Source organism: Candidatus Manganitrophus morganii (assembly GCA_021651055.1).
Classification (GTDB): domain Bacteria; phylum Nitrospirota; class Nitrospiria; order SBBL01; family Manganitrophaceae; genus Manganitrophus; species Manganitrophus morganii.
This window is the reverse complement of sequence record JAJHOH010000001.1, coordinates 4,184,583-4,200,364: the sequence shown is the minus strand read 5'-3', so window position 1 is coordinate 4,200,364 and position 15,782 is coordinate 4,184,583. Positions and strand designations below refer to the sequence as shown.

17 protein-coding genes are annotated in these 15,782 nt (G+C 51.3%); 11 read left to right on the top strand and 6 right to left on the bottom strand.

Annotated features, from left to right (window positions below):
• Positions 1–112: 112 nt before the first annotated feature.
• Entirely contained in the window at positions 113–445 is a 333-nt protein-coding gene (gene trxA / locus MCM46_19295; protein MCG3113956.1) for a thioredoxin, read from the top strand.
• 12 nt (positions 446–457) lie between these two features.
• Positions 458–2,152, top strand: a complete 1,695-nt coding sequence (gene recN / locus MCM46_19290) for a DNA repair protein RecN (protein ID MCG3113955.1) — start codon at positions 458–460, stop codon at positions 2,150–2,152.
• 99 nt (positions 2,153–2,251) lie between these two features.
• Here the strand turns inward: recN and MCM46_19285 are convergent, their stop codons facing one another.
• Positions 2,252–2,701 (bottom strand): response regulator, encoded by a 450-nt coding sequence (locus tag MCM46_19285; protein ID MCG3113954.1) that lies wholly within the window; start codon positions 2,699–2,701, stop codon positions 2,252–2,254.
• Positions 2,702–3,235: 534 nt separating this feature from the next.
• Between MCM46_19285 and MCM46_19280 the strand changes: the two genes are divergently transcribed.
• Complete coding sequence (locus MCM46_19280; protein MCG3113953.1) at positions 3,236–4,021, top strand: transporter; 786 nt, start codon at positions 3,236–3,238, stop codon at positions 4,019–4,021.
• A gap of 29 nt (positions 4,022–4,050) precedes the next feature.
• Here MCM46_19280 and MCM46_19275 read toward each other — a convergent pair whose 3' ends face one another.
• Entirely contained in the window at positions 4,051–4,827 is a 777-nt protein-coding gene (locus MCM46_19275) for a MerR family transcriptional regulator (protein ID MCG3113952.1), read from the bottom strand.
• A 255-nt stretch (positions 4,828–5,082) separates the two neighbouring features.
• Positions 5,083–5,274, bottom strand: coding sequence for a 50S ribosomal protein L28 (rpmB, locus tag MCM46_19270; GenBank protein MCG3113951.1), 192 nt, complete (start codon positions 5,272–5,274; stop codon positions 5,083–5,085).
• A gap of 125 nt (positions 5,275–5,399) precedes the next feature.
• Between rpmB and recG the strand changes: the two genes are divergently transcribed.
• The 6 genes from recG to MCM46_19240 all read left to right on the top strand — a co-directional run bounded on the left by recG (position 5,400) and on the right by MCM46_19240 (position 11,230).
• Positions 5,400–7,541: an ATP-dependent DNA helicase RecG gene (gene recG / locus MCM46_19265; protein ID MCG3113950.1), complete on the top strand. Its 2,142-nt coding sequence runs from the start codon at positions 5,400–5,402 to the stop codon at positions 7,539–7,541.
• Between the two features lie 24 nt (positions 7,542–7,565).
• Positions 7,566–7,952 carry a hypothetical protein gene (locus MCM46_19260; GenBank protein ID MCG3113949.1) on the top strand — a complete coding sequence of 129 codons (387 nt, stop codon included), beginning with the start codon at positions 7,566–7,568 and terminating at the stop codon, positions 7,950–7,952.
• Between the two features lie 19 nt (positions 7,953–7,971).
• Complete coding sequence (locus MCM46_19255) at positions 7,972–8,910, top strand: Ppx/GppA family phosphatase (protein ID MCG3113948.1); 939 nt, start codon at positions 7,972–7,974, stop codon at positions 8,908–8,910.
• Between the two features lie 76 nt (positions 8,911–8,986).
• Positions 8,987–9,328, top strand: coding sequence for a PilZ domain-containing protein (locus MCM46_19250; protein MCG3113947.1), 342 nt, complete (start codon positions 8,987–8,989; stop codon positions 9,326–9,328).
• A gap of 17 nt (positions 9,329–9,345) precedes the next feature.
• Complete coding sequence (locus MCM46_19245; GenBank protein ID MCG3113946.1) at positions 9,346–10,065, top strand: FAD-binding oxidoreductase; 720 nt, start codon at positions 9,346–9,348, stop codon at positions 10,063–10,065.
• Positions 10,066–10,222: 157 nt separating this feature from the next.
• Complete coding sequence (locus tag MCM46_19240; GenBank protein MCG3113945.1) at positions 10,223–11,230, top strand: hypothetical protein; 1,008 nt, start codon at positions 10,223–10,225, stop codon at positions 11,228–11,230.
• 9 nt (positions 11,231–11,239) lie between these two features.
• Here MCM46_19240 and MCM46_19235 read toward each other — a convergent pair whose 3' ends face one another.
• The 3 genes from MCM46_19235 to MCM46_19225 are packed head-to-tail and all read right to left on the bottom strand — an operon-like array spanning position 11,240 to position 13,049.
• Positions 11,240–11,797 (bottom strand): NAD(P)H-dependent oxidoreductase, encoded by a 558-nt coding sequence (locus MCM46_19235; GenBank protein MCG3113944.1) that lies wholly within the window; start codon positions 11,795–11,797, stop codon positions 11,240–11,242.
• Between the two features lie 59 nt (positions 11,798–11,856).
• Positions 11,857–12,381, bottom strand: coding sequence for a DNA-3-methyladenine glycosylase I (locus tag MCM46_19230; GenBank protein ID MCG3113943.1), 525 nt, complete (start codon positions 12,379–12,381; stop codon positions 11,857–11,859).
• A gap of 59 nt (positions 12,382–12,440) precedes the next feature.
• Entirely contained in the window at positions 12,441–13,049 is a 609-nt protein-coding gene (locus tag MCM46_19225; protein ID MCG3113942.1) for a DUF3052 domain-containing protein, read from the bottom strand.
• A 260-nt stretch (positions 13,050–13,309) separates the two neighbouring features.
• Here MCM46_19225 and MCM46_19220 point away from each other — a divergent pair, with 260 nt between their 5' ends.
• Together MCM46_19220 and ilvD are read left to right on the top strand one after the other, a co-directional pair.
• Positions 13,310–14,008 (top strand): hypothetical protein, encoded by a 699-nt coding sequence (locus MCM46_19220; protein ID MCG3113941.1) that lies wholly within the window; start codon positions 13,310–13,312, stop codon positions 14,006–14,008.
• A gap of 95 nt (positions 14,009–14,103) precedes the next feature.
• Positions 14,104–15,777, top strand: coding sequence for a dihydroxy-acid dehydratase (gene ilvD / locus MCM46_19215; GenBank protein ID MCG3113940.1), 1,674 nt, complete (start codon positions 14,104–14,106; stop codon positions 15,775–15,777).
• Positions 15,778–15,782: the final 5 nt, after the last annotated feature.

Below are 15,782 nucleotides of genomic sequence, written 5' to 3'. Positions count from 1 at the left end.
GCATTCGAAAGCCCCCCATAATCCTCTTTGGTATGGGGGGCTTTCATTTCTTCTCGTTGACTTGGCTCAGCAAGTTGGATAAAATGGACTCAACTTTTGAAAGGGAGATGAGATGGGAAATGCAGCAAAGGTGACCAGTCAAACCTGGGAACAAGAAGTACTCAAATCGGCCGGTACGGCCATGGTCGATTTTTGGGCGGCTTGGTGCGGCCCCTGTCAAATGATCGCGCCGACCATTGACGAGCTTGCCGTTGAATATGCCGGAAAGTTGAAAGTTTATAAGCTCAATACCGATGAAAATCCAGATATCGCCGGGAAATATCAGATTATGGGGATTCCGACACTTCTTTTCTTCAAGGATGGAAAACTGGTCGATAAGATTGTGGGAGCGGCCTCCAAAAAACAGTTTAAACAAAAAATCGATTCCATCCTATCTTCATCGTAACGCATTCCAAATATGCTGAGAGAGCTTCGCATACAAAATTATGCAATTATCTCCGAAGTCTCTCTTGAATTCTCTGAAGGCTTAAATATCATCACCGGCGAAACAGGCGCCGGAAAATCAATCCTCATCGATGCGCTCTCCACTCTCTTAGGGGGGCGCACTTTCCCCGAAATCATTCGGGAAGGAAAGGACGAAGCGCTCCTGGAAGCGCGCTTTGATTCGATCGACCTTCCCCTTCTAAACGATTTTCCTTCAAGCGAATGGCTGATCCTTAAACGCATTCTTTCGAAATCGGCTAAAAATAGAACTTATCTGAATCATTCTTTCGCAAACCTATCGATATTGAAAGAAGTCGGCCAGCGGCTCACTGAAATCCACGGTCAACACGAACATCATAACCTGACCAATTTAGAGTGGCAGCTCGACCTCCTGGATGCTTTCGGCAGCCTCTCTGAACAAAGGAAACAGGTTGCAAACAGCTACCTCGTTTGGCACCAACTCCTACAGGAACGGACGGCGCTTCAAAAACTTGGATCGGAGGGCCAACAGAAGCAAGCGTTTCTCGAATACCAGCTCTCGGAAATAAACAGCGCAAACCTCCAGCCCGGAGAGGAAGAAGCGCTAGAAAAAGAAGAGAAGACGCTGAAGAACTGGGAAGCCTTTTTATCAGCCACGGAGACATCCTATGCCCTCCTGTCGGAAGAGGGGGGCATCTTAAGCCGGTTGGACGAAACCGGGAATGCGATTGACCGGCTGAACCAGATTACAAATGACGCCTCGGAGGAAACACAACTCTGGGAGAACGCCCAAATCAACCTAAAAGAATTATCGACCCTCCTGCGGAATCGGCTCAATGCGCTCGAGTATGATCCCCATCGTTTACAGGAAGTCACAGAGCGGCTCTATCTGATACAAAAATTGAAGAAGAAATATGGTTTATCCCTTCAGGAAATTCTATCGCTCCGGTCCCAATTGGAAATGGACCTTTCTAAAATTTCCGGTTGTGAAACAGAGCTGGCAGAAATAGAACGGAAAATTGAACGCGCCGAGAAAGATCTTAGGGAAAAAGCGGATTCTCTCTCGCGCACGCGGCTGAAAGCCAAAACGAAGTTAGAGGAAAAAGTTCAGGAAGAGCTGCAACTATTGGGGATGGAGAGGACTCGCTTTCAAATCTCTTCCGAGCGAAAATCTCTCTCGGAGGACGGAATCGACCGGATTGAGTTTCTGATTGCACTGCCCGGAGAAACGCCGCAAAGTCTCGGGAAGATCGTCTCCGGCGGCGAACTTTCTAGGATCATGCTGGCGCTGAAGGTGATTCTTGCCGAGGTTGATCCTGTCGAGGTATTGGTCTTTGATGAAGTGGATGCCGGTATCGGTGGCGGGGTGGCCGAAAGGGTAGGCAAGCGGCTTTCAAAACTATCAAGAACCCATCAGGTTTTTTGTATCACCCATTTACCGCAAATCGCTCAATTCGCGGACCATCATTATTTTGTCGAAAAACAGGACTTGGAAAACAGGATCACCACTTCGGTAAAAAAATTGTCTAAAGAGGGGAGAGTGCACGAGCTGGCGCGGATGTTGGGGGGGGTCACGATCACCCCGATTACTTTACAGCATGCAGAAGAGATGATCGACCAAAAGACATCGCAAGAAAAAACTATATCATCGCGGCAAATAAAGCAATTGAGAAGAGAACGTAGTAAATAAAGAAATTTGAGGGTGTGACCAAATACCGCTCCGTCCAAAGATAGAGTAGTAGCAAAACACCTAAAATCAGAAAAGTGACAGTGTTCATATCAATTTCTTTTAACTCCTTTGCTTGGAAACGATGCCCGTTTCTTTTGATCCTTCTCGCTGTTCTTTAAAATAGGTCTTGATCTCCTCCAGGCTTGCATTTTCGCCGAACGTGCTGCCGATCTCGCTGAGGAAACCTTTCAGTTCTTCCATCTTTTTCTTTTTATTAAGCGCTTTATTGATAATGTTAATAATTTCCGAAATATTAAAGGGCTTGATCAAATAATCGCAAGCGCCATGTCGAATCCCATCGATCGCGCTCTTTAAGCTCCCATATCCGGTGATAATCAACACTTCAATATCGGGATTTTTTTGCTTGATTTGCTTCAGCACTTCCCCGCCATGGGGACCCGGCATCTTGAGGTCGAGCGTCACCAGATCGATTTCCTTCTCTCGGATAATCTCAAGGGCCTTAATGCCGTCTTCAGCGGTCTCAACATTGTAAAAGGGTTTCAGAATCATCTTCAGGGATTCACGCGGTCCGATCTCATCATCTACAATTAGGATTGTTCTTTTAGAGACCATCAACTCCTCCAATGGTTTGAGTGCGTCAATTCTTTGATGCAAGAGAAATACCCAAGCGAGTCATCCCCAATTAGAATATAAACTCCTAATTTAAAAAGTAAAATTTCGAAGAAAGGTTGAAAGATCTTATTTTCTGAAAAGAAAGTGTGTGCAGTTTTGAACTGATGTACATATATGTCCACTCAAGAAGGATATCACCCTTTGACGAGCGGTATTTATCTTCTGAACACGAAGGAAACTTCCCTTCGAAATTGCTTAGTCGGTTCGTCAAATCGGAGAGCATTTGAATCACGCCGAACATTAAATACCCCTTGATCACACTTCTGTTCTAACCTAAATTATCTTCATCATGGCTGAATTCAATAAATATTTTTGTTGTGATTTGTAAATGAAATGATTAAAAGTGAATTAAAGATGAAAAGCGGATTTAAATTCTTGACAAAAAAATTACTGGAAAGTAGAATCACGCCCGTGAATAGCATCGGGAAAAAAGAAATTCTTCTGATTGTTTCCAGTCTCCTTCTGTTCCTTTCATTTGTTTCAGACAAAGCATTTGCCGAACGCCCCTTTCTCCTGACTGAAAGGGCGATCCCTCTGGAGAGGGGGAATTATCAATTGGAAACCGGTCTGGTTTTAAATCGGTTCTCCTCCGACACGCGTGATGCAAATCTGCTTGTTGATATTCGATATGGTCTCATTCAAAATCTGGAACTGGACATCCTTCTTCCGTATTTGTTTCGAGAAGAAGGAGGAGAACATGAAAACCAGATTGGGGATCTATTACTGCGTGCAAAGGTACGCTTCTTAAAAGGACGGGAGGCGAATCCACTCTCGATTGCAGGCCAACTTTTCATAAAAGTACCGAGTGCCGGACGTGATCGCTTCTTCGGCACCACCGGGGAACCCGATCTTGGCATTGTCGCCATCGCAAGCAAAGAATTCACCCCTGTGACGGCCCACATTAATTTCGGTTATATTTTTATCGGGAATCCGCCCCTTGGGGATCTGCCTGATCAGATCCTCTATGCGCTCGGTTTGGAGCTCCAAACGATCGAGGAACCGTTGTCTCTCATCGGGGAAATATCGGGAAGCACCGAAATTGGAAATTCGGCTTCGAAGGGAATCTTAACCCTACTGGGAGGGGTCAATTACAAATTCGAGAGAGCCGTCAGCGCCGATGCTTCGGTCGGGTTTGGGCTCACTGACGACAGCCCCGATTACCTTGTTCAATTTGGGTTCACCTACCTCTTTGAATAAATCCTCGCAATTGAATGCATATTGCTTGTTTATTGAACCAGCCGATTTCTCCGTAACCCTTGTCCCAAAAGTTCTCCTTCCGCGGCAGTGAGAAGATTACCCTCTTTCCGGGGTGGCGTATTGGAGTCACTAAAGCCAAAGGCCGCTTGCAGCTTGAATCTTTTATCTTGAACATCCCATTCAGATCCTTCAATGATCTCTTTTACTTCTCCGGAAAGAAGCCGGGCCTGCTCGATTGTTCGGTTCGGCATCAACCAGAGGAAAATGGAATCTTTTTTGTAGCTGATCACCTCAGATGCCTTTAGCATCGAACCAAATTTTAGTGAAAGCTTCAGGAGGATCTCGTTTTTCAGATGGGGAAGTTTGATAAAAGAAGGAAAGAGAACTTGAATCGCCATACATGCCAGCGGAAACGGCTGCTGCTTTAATTTCGCCAATTCCTCGACAAGACGAACCTCCAGATAGAGCGAGGAAGAAAGGCTCCGGTGTCCATTTTCTTGATGAGAATGGATCCCATTCTGCTCTGGAGACGGCATTCCGGTAGAAAGGCCAGAAGAAGGGGAAGAGAGCGCCTCTTTCAGCTTGTGAATTTTTTCAGCGGCCTTGCTGACGAAAAAACCTTCCTCAATCAGTTTCTTCACCTTCTTTAAGGTTTCGACATCCTCATCTGTGTACCGATTAAATACCTTCGCACCGTGCATCTGCTTCGTCGGTTTGATCACGCCGATCATTCCCCAGTAACCGAGTTGGCGTTGTGAAATACCCACAGATTGACAAACCGCTTTTGGGCCATATGTCTTTTGCATTTTTTCTCTCCCTAATCATTCAAGTAGCCGTGGAGGAAATTCCCCTAATCACAGGAATTTGCAAGTGAAATGCCATCGTTGATCAATTGTGGTCGATGTAGAGAAGATTGATTTTCGATGAGAATCCAAATGCTTAGGCTGGGAATGCCCCGTTAACCGGGGCGCGGGAGAGAAAGATCAAGTTAAAGGATGGTTTACCGGAAGTAAATTACTTAGTAAGAGGACATAATTTGTCACCGGCTGAGTGACCGGACTTTATCCTGCTTTAATGACTTTCCCTGCCTTGATACAATTGGTGCAGGCCAGAATCCGCTTTACCGTTTTACCGATCAAGGCGCGAACAGTCTGAAGATTCGGCTTGAAGCTCCGCTTGCTTTTGTTATTCGCATGGCTGACCAAATTACCGATCTGATGCCCTTTGCCGCAAACCTCACATACTCTTGCCATGATCCCGAAATCCTTTCCGTTAGTTGTATCTCGTTGATAAAAAAGCGACCCTATGCTATCATGAACACTTCGAATTGGCAAGAGAAAAAGCGTTCTGCTTCCTGAGAATCACCTCCTAAAATGCGATGACCGAACAGGCCAGACAGATCATTGACTCAAGCCCATTTCCGTGGGATCAGCCGATTCAGTACCTGAAAGGAGTCGGCCCGAAGAGGGCCGTTCTTTTCGGCAAGCTTGGAATTGAGACCCTTGAAGACCTTCTCCTCTTTTCCCCCTTCAGGTATGAAGATCGAACCGCTTTAAAAAAAATCGCTCACCTTCAACCTGGGGAAGAGCAGACGATCTTGGCCGAAATTAAAGCAGTCTCCCTGGTTCAGACGCCCCGACGCAGAATGAAAATCGTCGACGCGGCCGTGATGGACGAAACCGGGCTTCTCCACGCAAAATGGTTCAATCAACCCTACCTAAAGGACCTCTTCAAGGTGGGCGAAAAAATCATGCTTTCCGGAAAGGTAAAAGCAAATCACTACGGCGGATATCATCTCGAAATGGAAAGCCCCCTCTACGAAAAGGTCGATGAAGAAGAGGTTCAGATTCATATGGGTCGGATTGTTCCGATTTATCATGAAACCAAAGGGGTGACGAGCCGCCAGATTCGATCCTTGATGAAGGTGGTGCTGAATCAATACCTCGCCAAGATTCCAGATATCCTCCCGTCCGCCCTGATTCAGAAGTATAATCTGATCCCTCTCTCCCAGGCGATCTCGGGGCTTCATTTTCCCGCATCGGATTCAGCGCTGGACCCATTGAACGCCGGCCGGAGCCCCTTCCACCGCCGCCTCTCGTTTGATGAACTCTTCCTTCTCCAAACCGGTTTAGCCCTCCGCAAAAAGCGGTTTTCAACTCAGGAAAAAGGAATCTCCTTCCAGACCTCCGGACCACTTCCGGATCGGCTTCGCGAGATTCTTCCTTTTCAACTGACGCCGGCGCAGGAAAAGGTCCTTGCGGAGATCAAAGAGGACATGGCCTCGGATCGTCCCATGAATCGGCTGGTCCAAGGGGATGTCGGATCGGGCAAAACACTGGTCGCCCTCATGTCGATCCTGATTGCCCTTGAAAATGGATACCAGGCGGCGCTGATGGCTCCCACCGAAATTCTCGCCGAGCAACACTATCTCTCCATTCGGGGGTATATTGAACGGTTAGGGAGAACGATCACGTTTCTGACCAGCGAGATGCGGAAGAAAGCCAAAGAAGAGATCCTGGAAGGAATCCGAGCAGGAGCGTACGATCTGGTCATCGGAACACATGCCTTGATCCAGGAGGGGGTGGAATTCAAAAAGCTGGGGATGGTCGTTGTCGACGAGCAACACAAGTTCGGGGTGCTGCAGCGGGCGAAATTAGCGGGGAAAGGTTATCGCCCCGATGTTCTCATCATGACGGCGACGCCGATCCCTCGGACCCTGGCATTGACCCTTTATGGAGATTTGAATGTTTCCATCATCGATGCGCTGCCGCCGGGCCGGTCACCGATTCGTAATTTCCTTTTCTATGGAAAGCAGCGGGAGCGGGCTTATTCCTTTCTTGAAAAAGAGCTCGCGAAAGGAAGACAGGCCTATGTCGTCTGTCCGCTGATCGAAGAGTCCGAGAAAAGCGATCTCAAAGCCGCCTTTGAACTGTCCGTGACCCTTCAGCGTGAGATCTTCCCGCATCGACGAATCGGGCTGCTCCACGGTCGATTAAAGCGGGAGGAGAAGGAATCGATCATGCGGGAGTTCAAAGAGGGTCGAATCAATCTTTTGGTCGCGACGACCGTCGTGGAAGTGGGAATCGATGTGCCGAATGCGACCCTCATGCTGATCGAGCATGCGGAGCGATTCGGTTTGGCCCAGCTTCATCAACTCCGTGGGCGGGTCGGGAGGGGAAGGGAGCAGTCTTTCTGTCTTTTGGCCGCGGAGTATCCGATCAGCGCCGAGGCGAAGCGCCGTCTGGATGCCATGGTGAAGAGCAATGACGGCTTTAAGATCGCCGAGATCGACTTGGAAATCCGCGGTCCCGGCGAATTTTTCGGAACACGGCAATCGGGCATTCCGGAATTGCGGATTGCAAACTTGATGAGAGATACCGCCATTTTGGAAACGGCCCGCCGCGAGGCCTTCACATGGGTCGATCGAGATCCGAATCTGACCGAAGCGGAGAGCCGGCCGATCCGCCTCCTGCTGGAAAGAAAGTGGAAGGGAAAACTCGAGTGGTTGACCACCGGATAATGGTCCGGATGAAGTGAGGATGGAATGGCCCTTTCGTGGGAGATCTTCTTAAAAAAGTGGTGGAAACCGGAGCGGGGGCTCTTCCCAAAACATTGGAAAGAGGATATGATTCGGGGCTGGCAAGCGGTCCAAACCCGCTCCGCCTCCGCCGTCGATCGCTCCTTCGCCGAGGCAGAGCGCATCCGGATCCGTTATCGTCTGGAGAAAACAAATCGGAAACTCTTTGAAGCGCATCAAACCCTGGGTAAAAGGGTCCACGATCATTGGTCCGGAAAGGGGAATCTGACCGAGGAAGAGAGGAAAAGGGAATTTCGACGCATCGGACTCTTATTGGAAGAGCAAAAGATTCTCCTCGACCAGATGAAAGAGATGGATCAGCCATCCGACCCCGATGAAAAAGTATCGCCTTGATTGAGGAGAGAGCAGGTTAATGGCTGTCATTGCAGGAATCGACATCGGCACGAACACCCTTCGTCTTCTTGTGGCGGAGTTGGAGAATACACAGTCGCTCCGTGAAATTTGCTCCGCAAAGGAAATCACCCGGCTGGGAGAGGGCTTTTCTACAAAAAAGGCTTTCCTACCCGCCGCCGTCGAGCGATCGGTCGCGGCGTTAAAGCAATTTAAGGAGATCCTCAAAAATTATTCGGTGGACAACTTGATCGTGGTCGGCACCAGTGCGGTTCGGGAAGCGGAAAATCGTGATCTCTTTTTAAATGAAGTGAAACGGCAAACCGGATTCGATGTGCAGGTCATCTCAGGAGAGGAAGAAGCGCTCTGCACCTTTCTGGGGGTGAATCTTGTGATAAAAAACCAGACCGAACCGATGCTTGTTATCGATATCGGGGGAGGAAGTACGGAATTCATCGGCGCCGAAGGAGACGCGCCTAATTTTCTTCTCAGCACCGAGCTTGGGGTCGTTCATCTGACCGAGAAGTATTTGAAGTCGGATCCTCCGACGCCGGAGGAGCTCAAAAACTTGCGGCTGGCGATCGATAAAGTGATCAAACCGATCGGTTATCATTTTCCTCCGAAGGGACTTTTTGTCGGAACGGCGGGGAGTATTACCACCCTCGCGGCGATCGACCAAAAGATGACCGCATACGATCCACAAAAGGTGAACCGCTATCCTCTCTCGCGCGCCGCCATCGAGCGGATCTATAAGGAACTCTCCCTGATGCCGCTTGAACAGAGAAGAAAAATGCTGGGGCTGGAAAAGGGGAGGGAGGATATCATCCTCACCGGAAGTTTGATCTTGCTCGCCGTGATGGAGCTTTTCGGATACGATCCGGTCTATGTGAGTGATTACGGCTTGAGAGAAGGGGTCCTGATTCATTTATATCAGAAAGAATATGAAGAGACATCGTCTTAGAAATCGACCGACTCGAACGATCTATCTGGAGTTCATCCACCGGCCATCCGATCAACCATAGGGAAAGCAGACGAAAATGATTGAGAAGCGAAAACACATTCGGGTGACGATCAAATCGATCGCGGAGGTGGTCCTGCCGGACGGCGATTTCGATCAGGCCTATGTCGGCGGCATCAGCCGGGGTGGATTGGAGATGTATACGAGCAAAGAGATTAAAAAAGATACCTCTGTTAAAATCACACTTCATTTCCTGCTCGAAGGGGAGGAAGAGACCGAAGCCCTTCAGGGGAAGGTGAAGTGGAGCGCCTCCTTCAAGAACGCCTTTGTTTCCGGGGTCGAATTCTCCAATGTCCTGACCGCGGAGACACATCCGAACCTCACCCGGTGTATCGAGCAGGCGGAATCGTATTATAAATAGTTCCTTATGGAGTATACATGCAACCTGTAAAGTGCAGCGCGGAAGTGATCGACATCCATGTTCTAACGCATGATGTCAAAGAGGTCAGCTTGAGGATGATCGATCCCCCGCAGCTTGAATTCACCGCCGGGCAATACATCTCGATCGAGGTCACCGAGATGAAAGACGGACACCCCCGACAAAACAATCGGCCTTACTCCATTGCCTCCTCTCCGGAGGAGAAGGAGATCATCCGGCTTTGCGTCAACCTGGTGAAGGGGGGACCGGGATCAACACAGATCCACTCGCTTCAGATGGGAGACAAATTGAAGTTCCTCTATCCCCTCGGTTATTTCACCGTCAAAGAAGCGGCCACTTCGCTTCTCTTTGTGGCGACCGGCACGGGGATCGCGCCGATCAAATCGATGATCGTTCACCTTCTTCGGAGCGGTAGCCGCCGCCCGATGACCCTCTACTGGGGACTCCGAAGCGAAATCGACCTTTATTACCAGGAAACGTTTACCTCCCTTGCAAAGGAGTATCCCTTCTTCAAATATTTCGTCACCTTGTCCCGGCCGACCGATGCATGGAACGGATTGAAGGGACGGGTGACAAGCCTTCTTCCCGGCCTGATTCAAACCGTAGAGAATCTAGACGCCTATCTCTGCGGAAACGGGGAGATGATCAAAGAGGTCCGGACCCTTCTCATCGAAAAAGGGATGCCGCGAAAATCGGTCCACTACGAAAAGTTTTATTAACCGATCTCCCGCTCCGATCGCTCTCCGCAATCGTTCCGTACGACAGGAAACCCTCTCGTTCGGCATTTTGAAAAGAAAAATGCCTCCTTTATTTGACAAGATCCCACTTTGTGATAAATTTTTAGAAAAACACAAAGGTTAAATAAAGGAAGGCGCCATGAGCCGGTTCCTGGGCGAACACCTGATTGCAGCCAAGAAGATCACCGAAGACCAGCTTGAGAAAGTACTGGAGCGGCAAGTCACGGAAGGGGGACGCCTCGGAACGAACTTGATCGAGCTGGGATATCTGACCGAAGAAGAGCTGACCCATTTCCTGAGCGAGCAGTTCCAAATCCCGATCGTTCCTCAGGTCGTCCTCGCGCAAATCCCGAAAGAGGTGATCCAGCTTGTCCCCAAGGGGCTTGCGATTCAATATGAGATGATCCCGTTCGGGCGGCAGGGAAATATCTTACGGATCGCCGTGGCCGATCCGACCAATACCCCCGAGATCGCCACCCTTCCGATCTTCCAGCCGTATGAGCTCCAGTTTCATGTCGCCTCCGAAATCCGAATTCAATATTTTCTGAAAAAGTATTACCAGGCCGACGCCAAGATGCGGTTTCTCTCCATTTTGCACCGAGAGCAGGATCAATCCAAAAATGGAAGCCGCGTCGACCGAAGCAATGAAGATCTTGATGCGTCGAAAATCGAGCTCTACATGGAGTTGGCCAAGAAAGATCTCCTTTTGATCCAAGATCAAGACGAGGTCATCCGGTCCCTGATCCGCTATCTCTCCTTCTTTCTGGAGCGAGTTTACTGTTTCTCCGTTAAGAAGGGAAAGCTGAACTTCTGGATGAGCATCCCGGAAGAAGAAGGTCACGACCTGAGCCTCCCCACCGACGATCTCCCGCTCTTCAAGCAGGTGATCAAAAACAAAACATTCTACGATGGCCCGATGATCTCCTCCGGTATGGAGAAGCTGATCGAGGCCCTCGATATCCAGGTTCCTCCCCAGGTCGTCGTCATCCCGATGTTGATCCAAGGCCATGTCGTCTGCGTGATCTACGGCGACAACTTTTTCTCCAGACGGATGATCCCTCACATCCCCGCCATCAAAAGCCTCGTCGCCAAAACGGCGATGGCGCTGGAAATCATCATCCTACGGAAAAAGATCATCGACGGGTAGTCCAGGCGGCTAACGTTTGGCGAGTGCTTCAGCCGCCTTAAGATAACCGGCCATGATCGTCTGAAGCCGGGAGGAGAGGGTCGGATCTTTCAACGTCCCATCTTCCGCGAACGCCTTGTCGGCCGCCGCCAGCGCAAACATATCCGGGTAGAGAAAGACTCCCAAACCTTCCAACGGAATCCGGAGTTGCCAGAGGCCTCGAATCCCGCCGACAACGGAGGTGGCGGCGGACAAAAGAAGGCCGCTCTTCCCGCGAAGCGGCATCGGCTTGGCGCGCGAGACCCAATCGATTGCGTTCTTCAATGTGCCGGGGAGAGAGTAATTATATTCAGGCGAGGCAATAATCAACCCATCCGCTCCCTCAATCCGCCGGACCATTTCCAACGCGCCGGGAGGCAGCCCCGATTGGGCTTGAAGATCGCCGTTGTAGAGCGGCATATCGAACTCATGAAAATCGGCCGGATCGACAACATGGCCCGCCCCTCGGACGATCCCGGCCGCCAGGCCGATCAATTTTCGGTTCATTGACTCTTTCCGAAGAGAGGCGGCAAACATCAGAAACTTCATTCAGTCCTCAACGAATCTGTTTCCGGATTCATGATACGCGATTGCTCCAAGCGTCGCAATCACTCACCCGATTGATATCGAAAGCAGTCGATCGTGTGATCGTTCACCATCCCGACCGCCTGCATGAAGGAATAACAAATCTTCGTCCCAACAAACTTGAAGCCTCGCTTCGCAAGATCACGGCTCATCCGGTCGGAAACATCCGACCGGCAAGGAACCTCCCTGAATGTCTTAAAGGAATTTCGGATCGGGCGGCCGTCGACAAAACCCCAGAGGTAGCGATCAAGCGATCCGAACTCTTTCCGAACTTCGAGGTATTTCTGCCCGTTGAGGATGGCGGCGTTGATCTTCAGACGATTTCGAACGATTCCCGGATCGTCCAGCAGACGCCGGATCTTCGCATCGGTGTACCGGGCCACCTTCACCGGATCGAAGTCATCGAATGCCTTCCGGTAATTCTCCCGTTTCTCCAAAATCGTCCGCCAGCTCAATCCGGCCTGCGCTCCCTCCAGGATCAAAAATTCAAAGAGCCGGCGGTCGTCGTGCAGCGGCACACCCCATTCTTTATCGTGATATTCAACCATGGGCGGGAGAGCTCCCGCCCAACTACACCGGACCATTCCATGATCTCCTGATCTTGAAGTTAACGGCGGGCCACTGGAATGACGAACTTGTTGGCGGTATGGGTTTCGGAGAAACGAGCCACTTTGACGGCGACCAATCCGGCCTCTTTTGCCGCGGACAAGATCTCGCTCTCCTTGATCCCTGTTTTGCCTTTCGGCGAGATCGTCCAGATGGCTCCTTCTCTCTTAATTGCCTTTACCAAGGTTTTTAATTTCTTTAAATCGGATAAAGTCTCGACACCCAGAAAAACCAAATCCGACCCTTTCTTCGCCTTATCCTCCGAGATCTCCTTTGCCCGATCCTGCAATTCTTTCCGAAAAGACTCCTCTTGAACTTTCAAAACCGAGACAATAGAGTCGGTCTTGACCCCCAGCTTGTCGATCAGCCCCTTCGGGTTCCGGATCTTCTCCGCCCATTTTTCCGCCTGTAGACCCAATTGAAAAAGGGCGACCCCCTCTGGGATTGTCACCTTCAACACCCGATCTTCCACCACGAGGGACTGAATGGTCTTGAAAGAAATCTCCAGGCGGAAATCGCCTCGAAAGAGGAGGGTGTCGGTCTCCAACAAGGCTTTGCCCTTGGAAGATCGCCCCGAAAAGACAACCGCGCATTGCACTTCCAGTCCCATCTTGCCCCTCCTAATGAGTCAACCCGATCTGCTCCGCCGAAATGTAGCAAAACCATCGGGAGAAATCCACATCGATCTCTCAGTCAGCCGGCGCGGAAAGGATTCGCTCGTTCCAGGAAAATCAATCGACCTTCCAAAGAGAAAACGTTGAATTCATCTTGACTTTTTGGACATAAATCGTACATTATCTAGCGATTCTTCATCATGTAAATCCAACTTCCCCTCTCTGAGAGGGGGCACCCAGGGAGTGAGGCGATTCGATGAGCATAACAAGTGTTTATACCAGCCCGGAAAAGCAGCTTGAAAAGTGGCGGGAACTCAATGATTTTATCAAGAAACAGTTCGCCAAGGACGCCATCCCGGACGAAGCCTTCAAGGCGATCGAACCGAAACTGAAGGGGTTGACGAGCAAAAGCCGTCTTTTCTACGGATTCGGCGACAACGGCCAAGGCCAAGCCGACCCTTTTTTGACGGGACACATCTTCGCGACGTACCTCACGGGCAAACATCACCTCGATAAATCCCGTTTCGTCGACTTTTATCCGTCGCCGCCCGATCCGTTACGCTTCGACTTCTACCGGCCGAAGGTCAAAATGCGCGACGGCGCCGCGCCCCGCCCTAAAGGGTTTTATATCAAAGAGCTCCTCCCGAAAGATTATGAAGAAGGATTGGGCGCCGCCTACAAAGACCAGTCGCCGATCGACATCCGGAAAATGTCCCCTTGGGGGATCGGTCCGGAGGGGTTCGAGTTCCTCGCGGTCGAAGAAGCGTATTATCCGCTTCTCTCCGAGAAAAAGGTCCCGGTCTATGTCCTCGGCGATTACTCGGTTTCTCCCTACGGCGAGAGCGATTTTTCGAGCACCATCTTCATCGGCGCCGCCCGTGAGAAGATCGAAATCGGCTGCACCAATTCCCGGGACAACATCGCGAAGTATCGCGCTTCCCATTTTGCATCGTAACCTCTTTTGTCCAAGGGCGAACAGGCCGTTTTGCGTAAAGGCAATCCGATCTGTTCGCCCTCGTCTTTGAAACATAGAATGAAGGATTCCAGATCATGCCCTCCAAGTTAAAACACAAAAGCCACATCATCACCGACGGTCCCGACCGGGCCGCGGCGCGGTCTTACTTTAAATCGATCGGTTTTACCGACGAAGATCTGCGCAAGCCGATTATCGGAGTTGCCAACACCTGGATCGAAGCGATGCCTTGCAACTTTCACCTCCGGCGTCTTTCGGCGAAGGTGAAAGAGGGGATTCGGACCGCCGGCGGAACGCCGATGGAATACAACACTATCGCGATCTCCGACGGAATCAGCATGGGAACGGAAGCGATGAAAACGTCGCTGATCAGCCGGGAGGTGATCGCCGATTCGATCGAACTCTGCGCCCGCGGTTACCTCTTCGACGCCGTCGTCGCTCTTTCCGGCTGCGACAAAACGATTCCCGGTACCGTCATGGCGCTCGCACGATTGGATCTCCCCTCGGTGATGCTCTACGGCGGATCGATCGCCCCCGGACGATTCGAAGGACGCGACGTCACGATTCAAGATGTTTTCGAGGGGATCGGCGCCTTCGCGAAGGGGAAGCTGACCGAGCTTCAGATGGCCGATCTGGAAGAACACGCCTGTCCCGGGGCCGGCGCCTGTGGCGGACAGTTCACCGCCAACACCATGGCCTTGGCGATGGAGGTCCTCGGCATCTCCTTGATGGGAACCGCCGGCGTGCCGGCGGAAGATTCCGAGAAAGACCGGGTCGCCTTCGAAGTCGGACGCCAAATAGTTGAAATCCTAAAGAACAATATTCTGCCGAGTCAGATCATCACCCGCAAATCGATCGAAAACGCCATCGTCTCGGTCGCCGCGAGCGGCGGCTCGACGAACGCTGTCCTCCATTTTCTCGCGATCGCGCGGGAGATGGGCATCAAGCTCGACATCGACGACTTCGACAAGTTGAGTTCCAAGACCCCGCTGCTGTGCGATCTGAAGCCGGGGGGAAAGTACGTCGCCACCGACATGCACCGCGCCGGGGGAAACCGTCTCCTCGCCAAGAGACTGCTTGATGCAAAGCTGCTACATGGAAATCAGAAAACCGTCAGCGGGAAAACGATCGGGGAGGAGGCGATGTCGGCGCAGGAAACGCCGGGACAGATGGTCGTCCGCCCTCTGACAGATCCGATCAAAAAAAGCGGCGGGCTGGTGATCCTCAAGGGAAATCTCGCTCCGGAGGGCTGCGTCGTGAAGGTGGCCGGACACGAGCGGATGCTCCACAGCGGTCCGGCGCGTGTTTTCGATTGCGAGGAAGACGCCTTCGCCGCCGTCCAAAAAGGAAAAATCAAAGCGGGGGATGTCATTGTCATCCGCTACGAGGGACCGAAGGGGGGGCCGGGAATGCGGGAGATGCTCGGCGTCACAGCGGCCCTGATGGGGGCGGGGCTCGGCGACTCGGTCACGTTGCTGACCGACGGGCGCTTCTCCGGCGCGACCCGCGGCCTGATGGCGGGACATGTCGCTCCGGAAGCGGCGGTCGGCGGACCGATCGCCGCGCTGAAGAACGGAGACATCATTACCTTCGACATCAAGGCGCGCGAGCTGAGCGTCGCCCTTTCGCAAAAAGAGATCAAAATCCGCCTAAAAAACTGGAAAGCACCGAAGCCCCGCTACAAGAGCGGCGTCATGGCGAAGTATGCGCGCCACGTCTCGTCGGCGGCGGAAGGGGCGATCACCACTTAGAGGAA

Excerpts from the sequence above, each read along its gene's own strand:
- MCM46_19220 (MCG3113941.1), top strand. The coding sequence starts at position 13,310 with ATGAGCATAACAAGTGTTTATACCAGCCCGGAAAAGCAGCTTGAAAAG.
- MCM46_19275 (MCG3113952.1), bottom strand. The coding sequence starts at position 4,827 with ATGCAAAAGACATATGGCCCAAAAGCGGTTTGTCAATCTGTGGGTATT.
- MCM46_19230 (MCG3113943.1), bottom strand. The coding sequence starts at position 12,381 with ATGGTTGAATATCACGATAAAGAATGGGGTGTGCCGCTGCACGACGAC.
- MCM46_19225 (MCG3113942.1), bottom strand. The coding sequence starts at position 13,049 with ATGGGACTGGAAGTGCAATGCGCGGTTGTCTTTTCGGGGCGATCTTCC.
- MCM46_19250 (MCG3113947.1), top strand. The coding sequence starts at position 8,987 with ATGATTGAGAAGCGAAAACACATTCGGGTGACGATCAAATCGATCGCG.
- MCM46_19235 (MCG3113944.1), bottom strand. The coding sequence starts at position 11,797 with ATGAAGTTTCTGATGTTTGCCGCCTCTCTTCGGAAAGAGTCAATGAAC.
- recN (MCG3113955.1), top strand. The coding sequence starts at position 458 with ATGCTGAGAGAGCTTCGCATACAAAATTATGCAATTATCTCCGAAGTC.
- MCM46_19255 (MCG3113948.1), top strand. The coding sequence starts at position 7,972 with ATGGCTGTCATTGCAGGAATCGACATCGGCACGAACACCCTTCGTCTT.
- MCM46_19260 (MCG3113949.1), top strand. The coding sequence starts at position 7,566 with ATGGCCCTTTCGTGGGAGATCTTCTTAAAAAAGTGGTGGAAACCGGAG.
- MCM46_19240 (MCG3113945.1), top strand. The coding sequence starts at position 10,223 with ATGAGCCGGTTCCTGGGCGAACACCTGATTGCAGCCAAGAAGATCACC.
- recG (MCG3113950.1), top strand. The coding sequence starts at position 5,400 with ATGACCGAACAGGCCAGACAGATCATTGACTCAAGCCCATTTCCGTGG.
- MCM46_19285 (MCG3113954.1), bottom strand. The coding sequence starts at position 2,701 with ATGATTCTGAAACCCTTTTACAATGTTGAGACCGCTGAAGACGGCATT.
- rpmB (MCG3113951.1), bottom strand. The coding sequence starts at position 5,274 with ATGGCAAGAGTATGTGAGGTTTGCGGCAAAGGGCATCAGATCGGTAAT.
- ilvD (MCG3113940.1), top strand. The coding sequence starts at position 14,104 with ATGCCCTCCAAGTTAAAACACAAAAGCCACATCATCACCGACGGTCCC.
- MCM46_19245 (MCG3113946.1), top strand. The coding sequence starts at position 9,346 with ATGCAACCTGTAAAGTGCAGCGCGGAAGTGATCGACATCCATGTTCTA.
- trxA (MCG3113956.1), top strand. The coding sequence starts at position 113 with ATGGGAAATGCAGCAAAGGTGACCAGTCAAACCTGGGAACAAGAAGTA.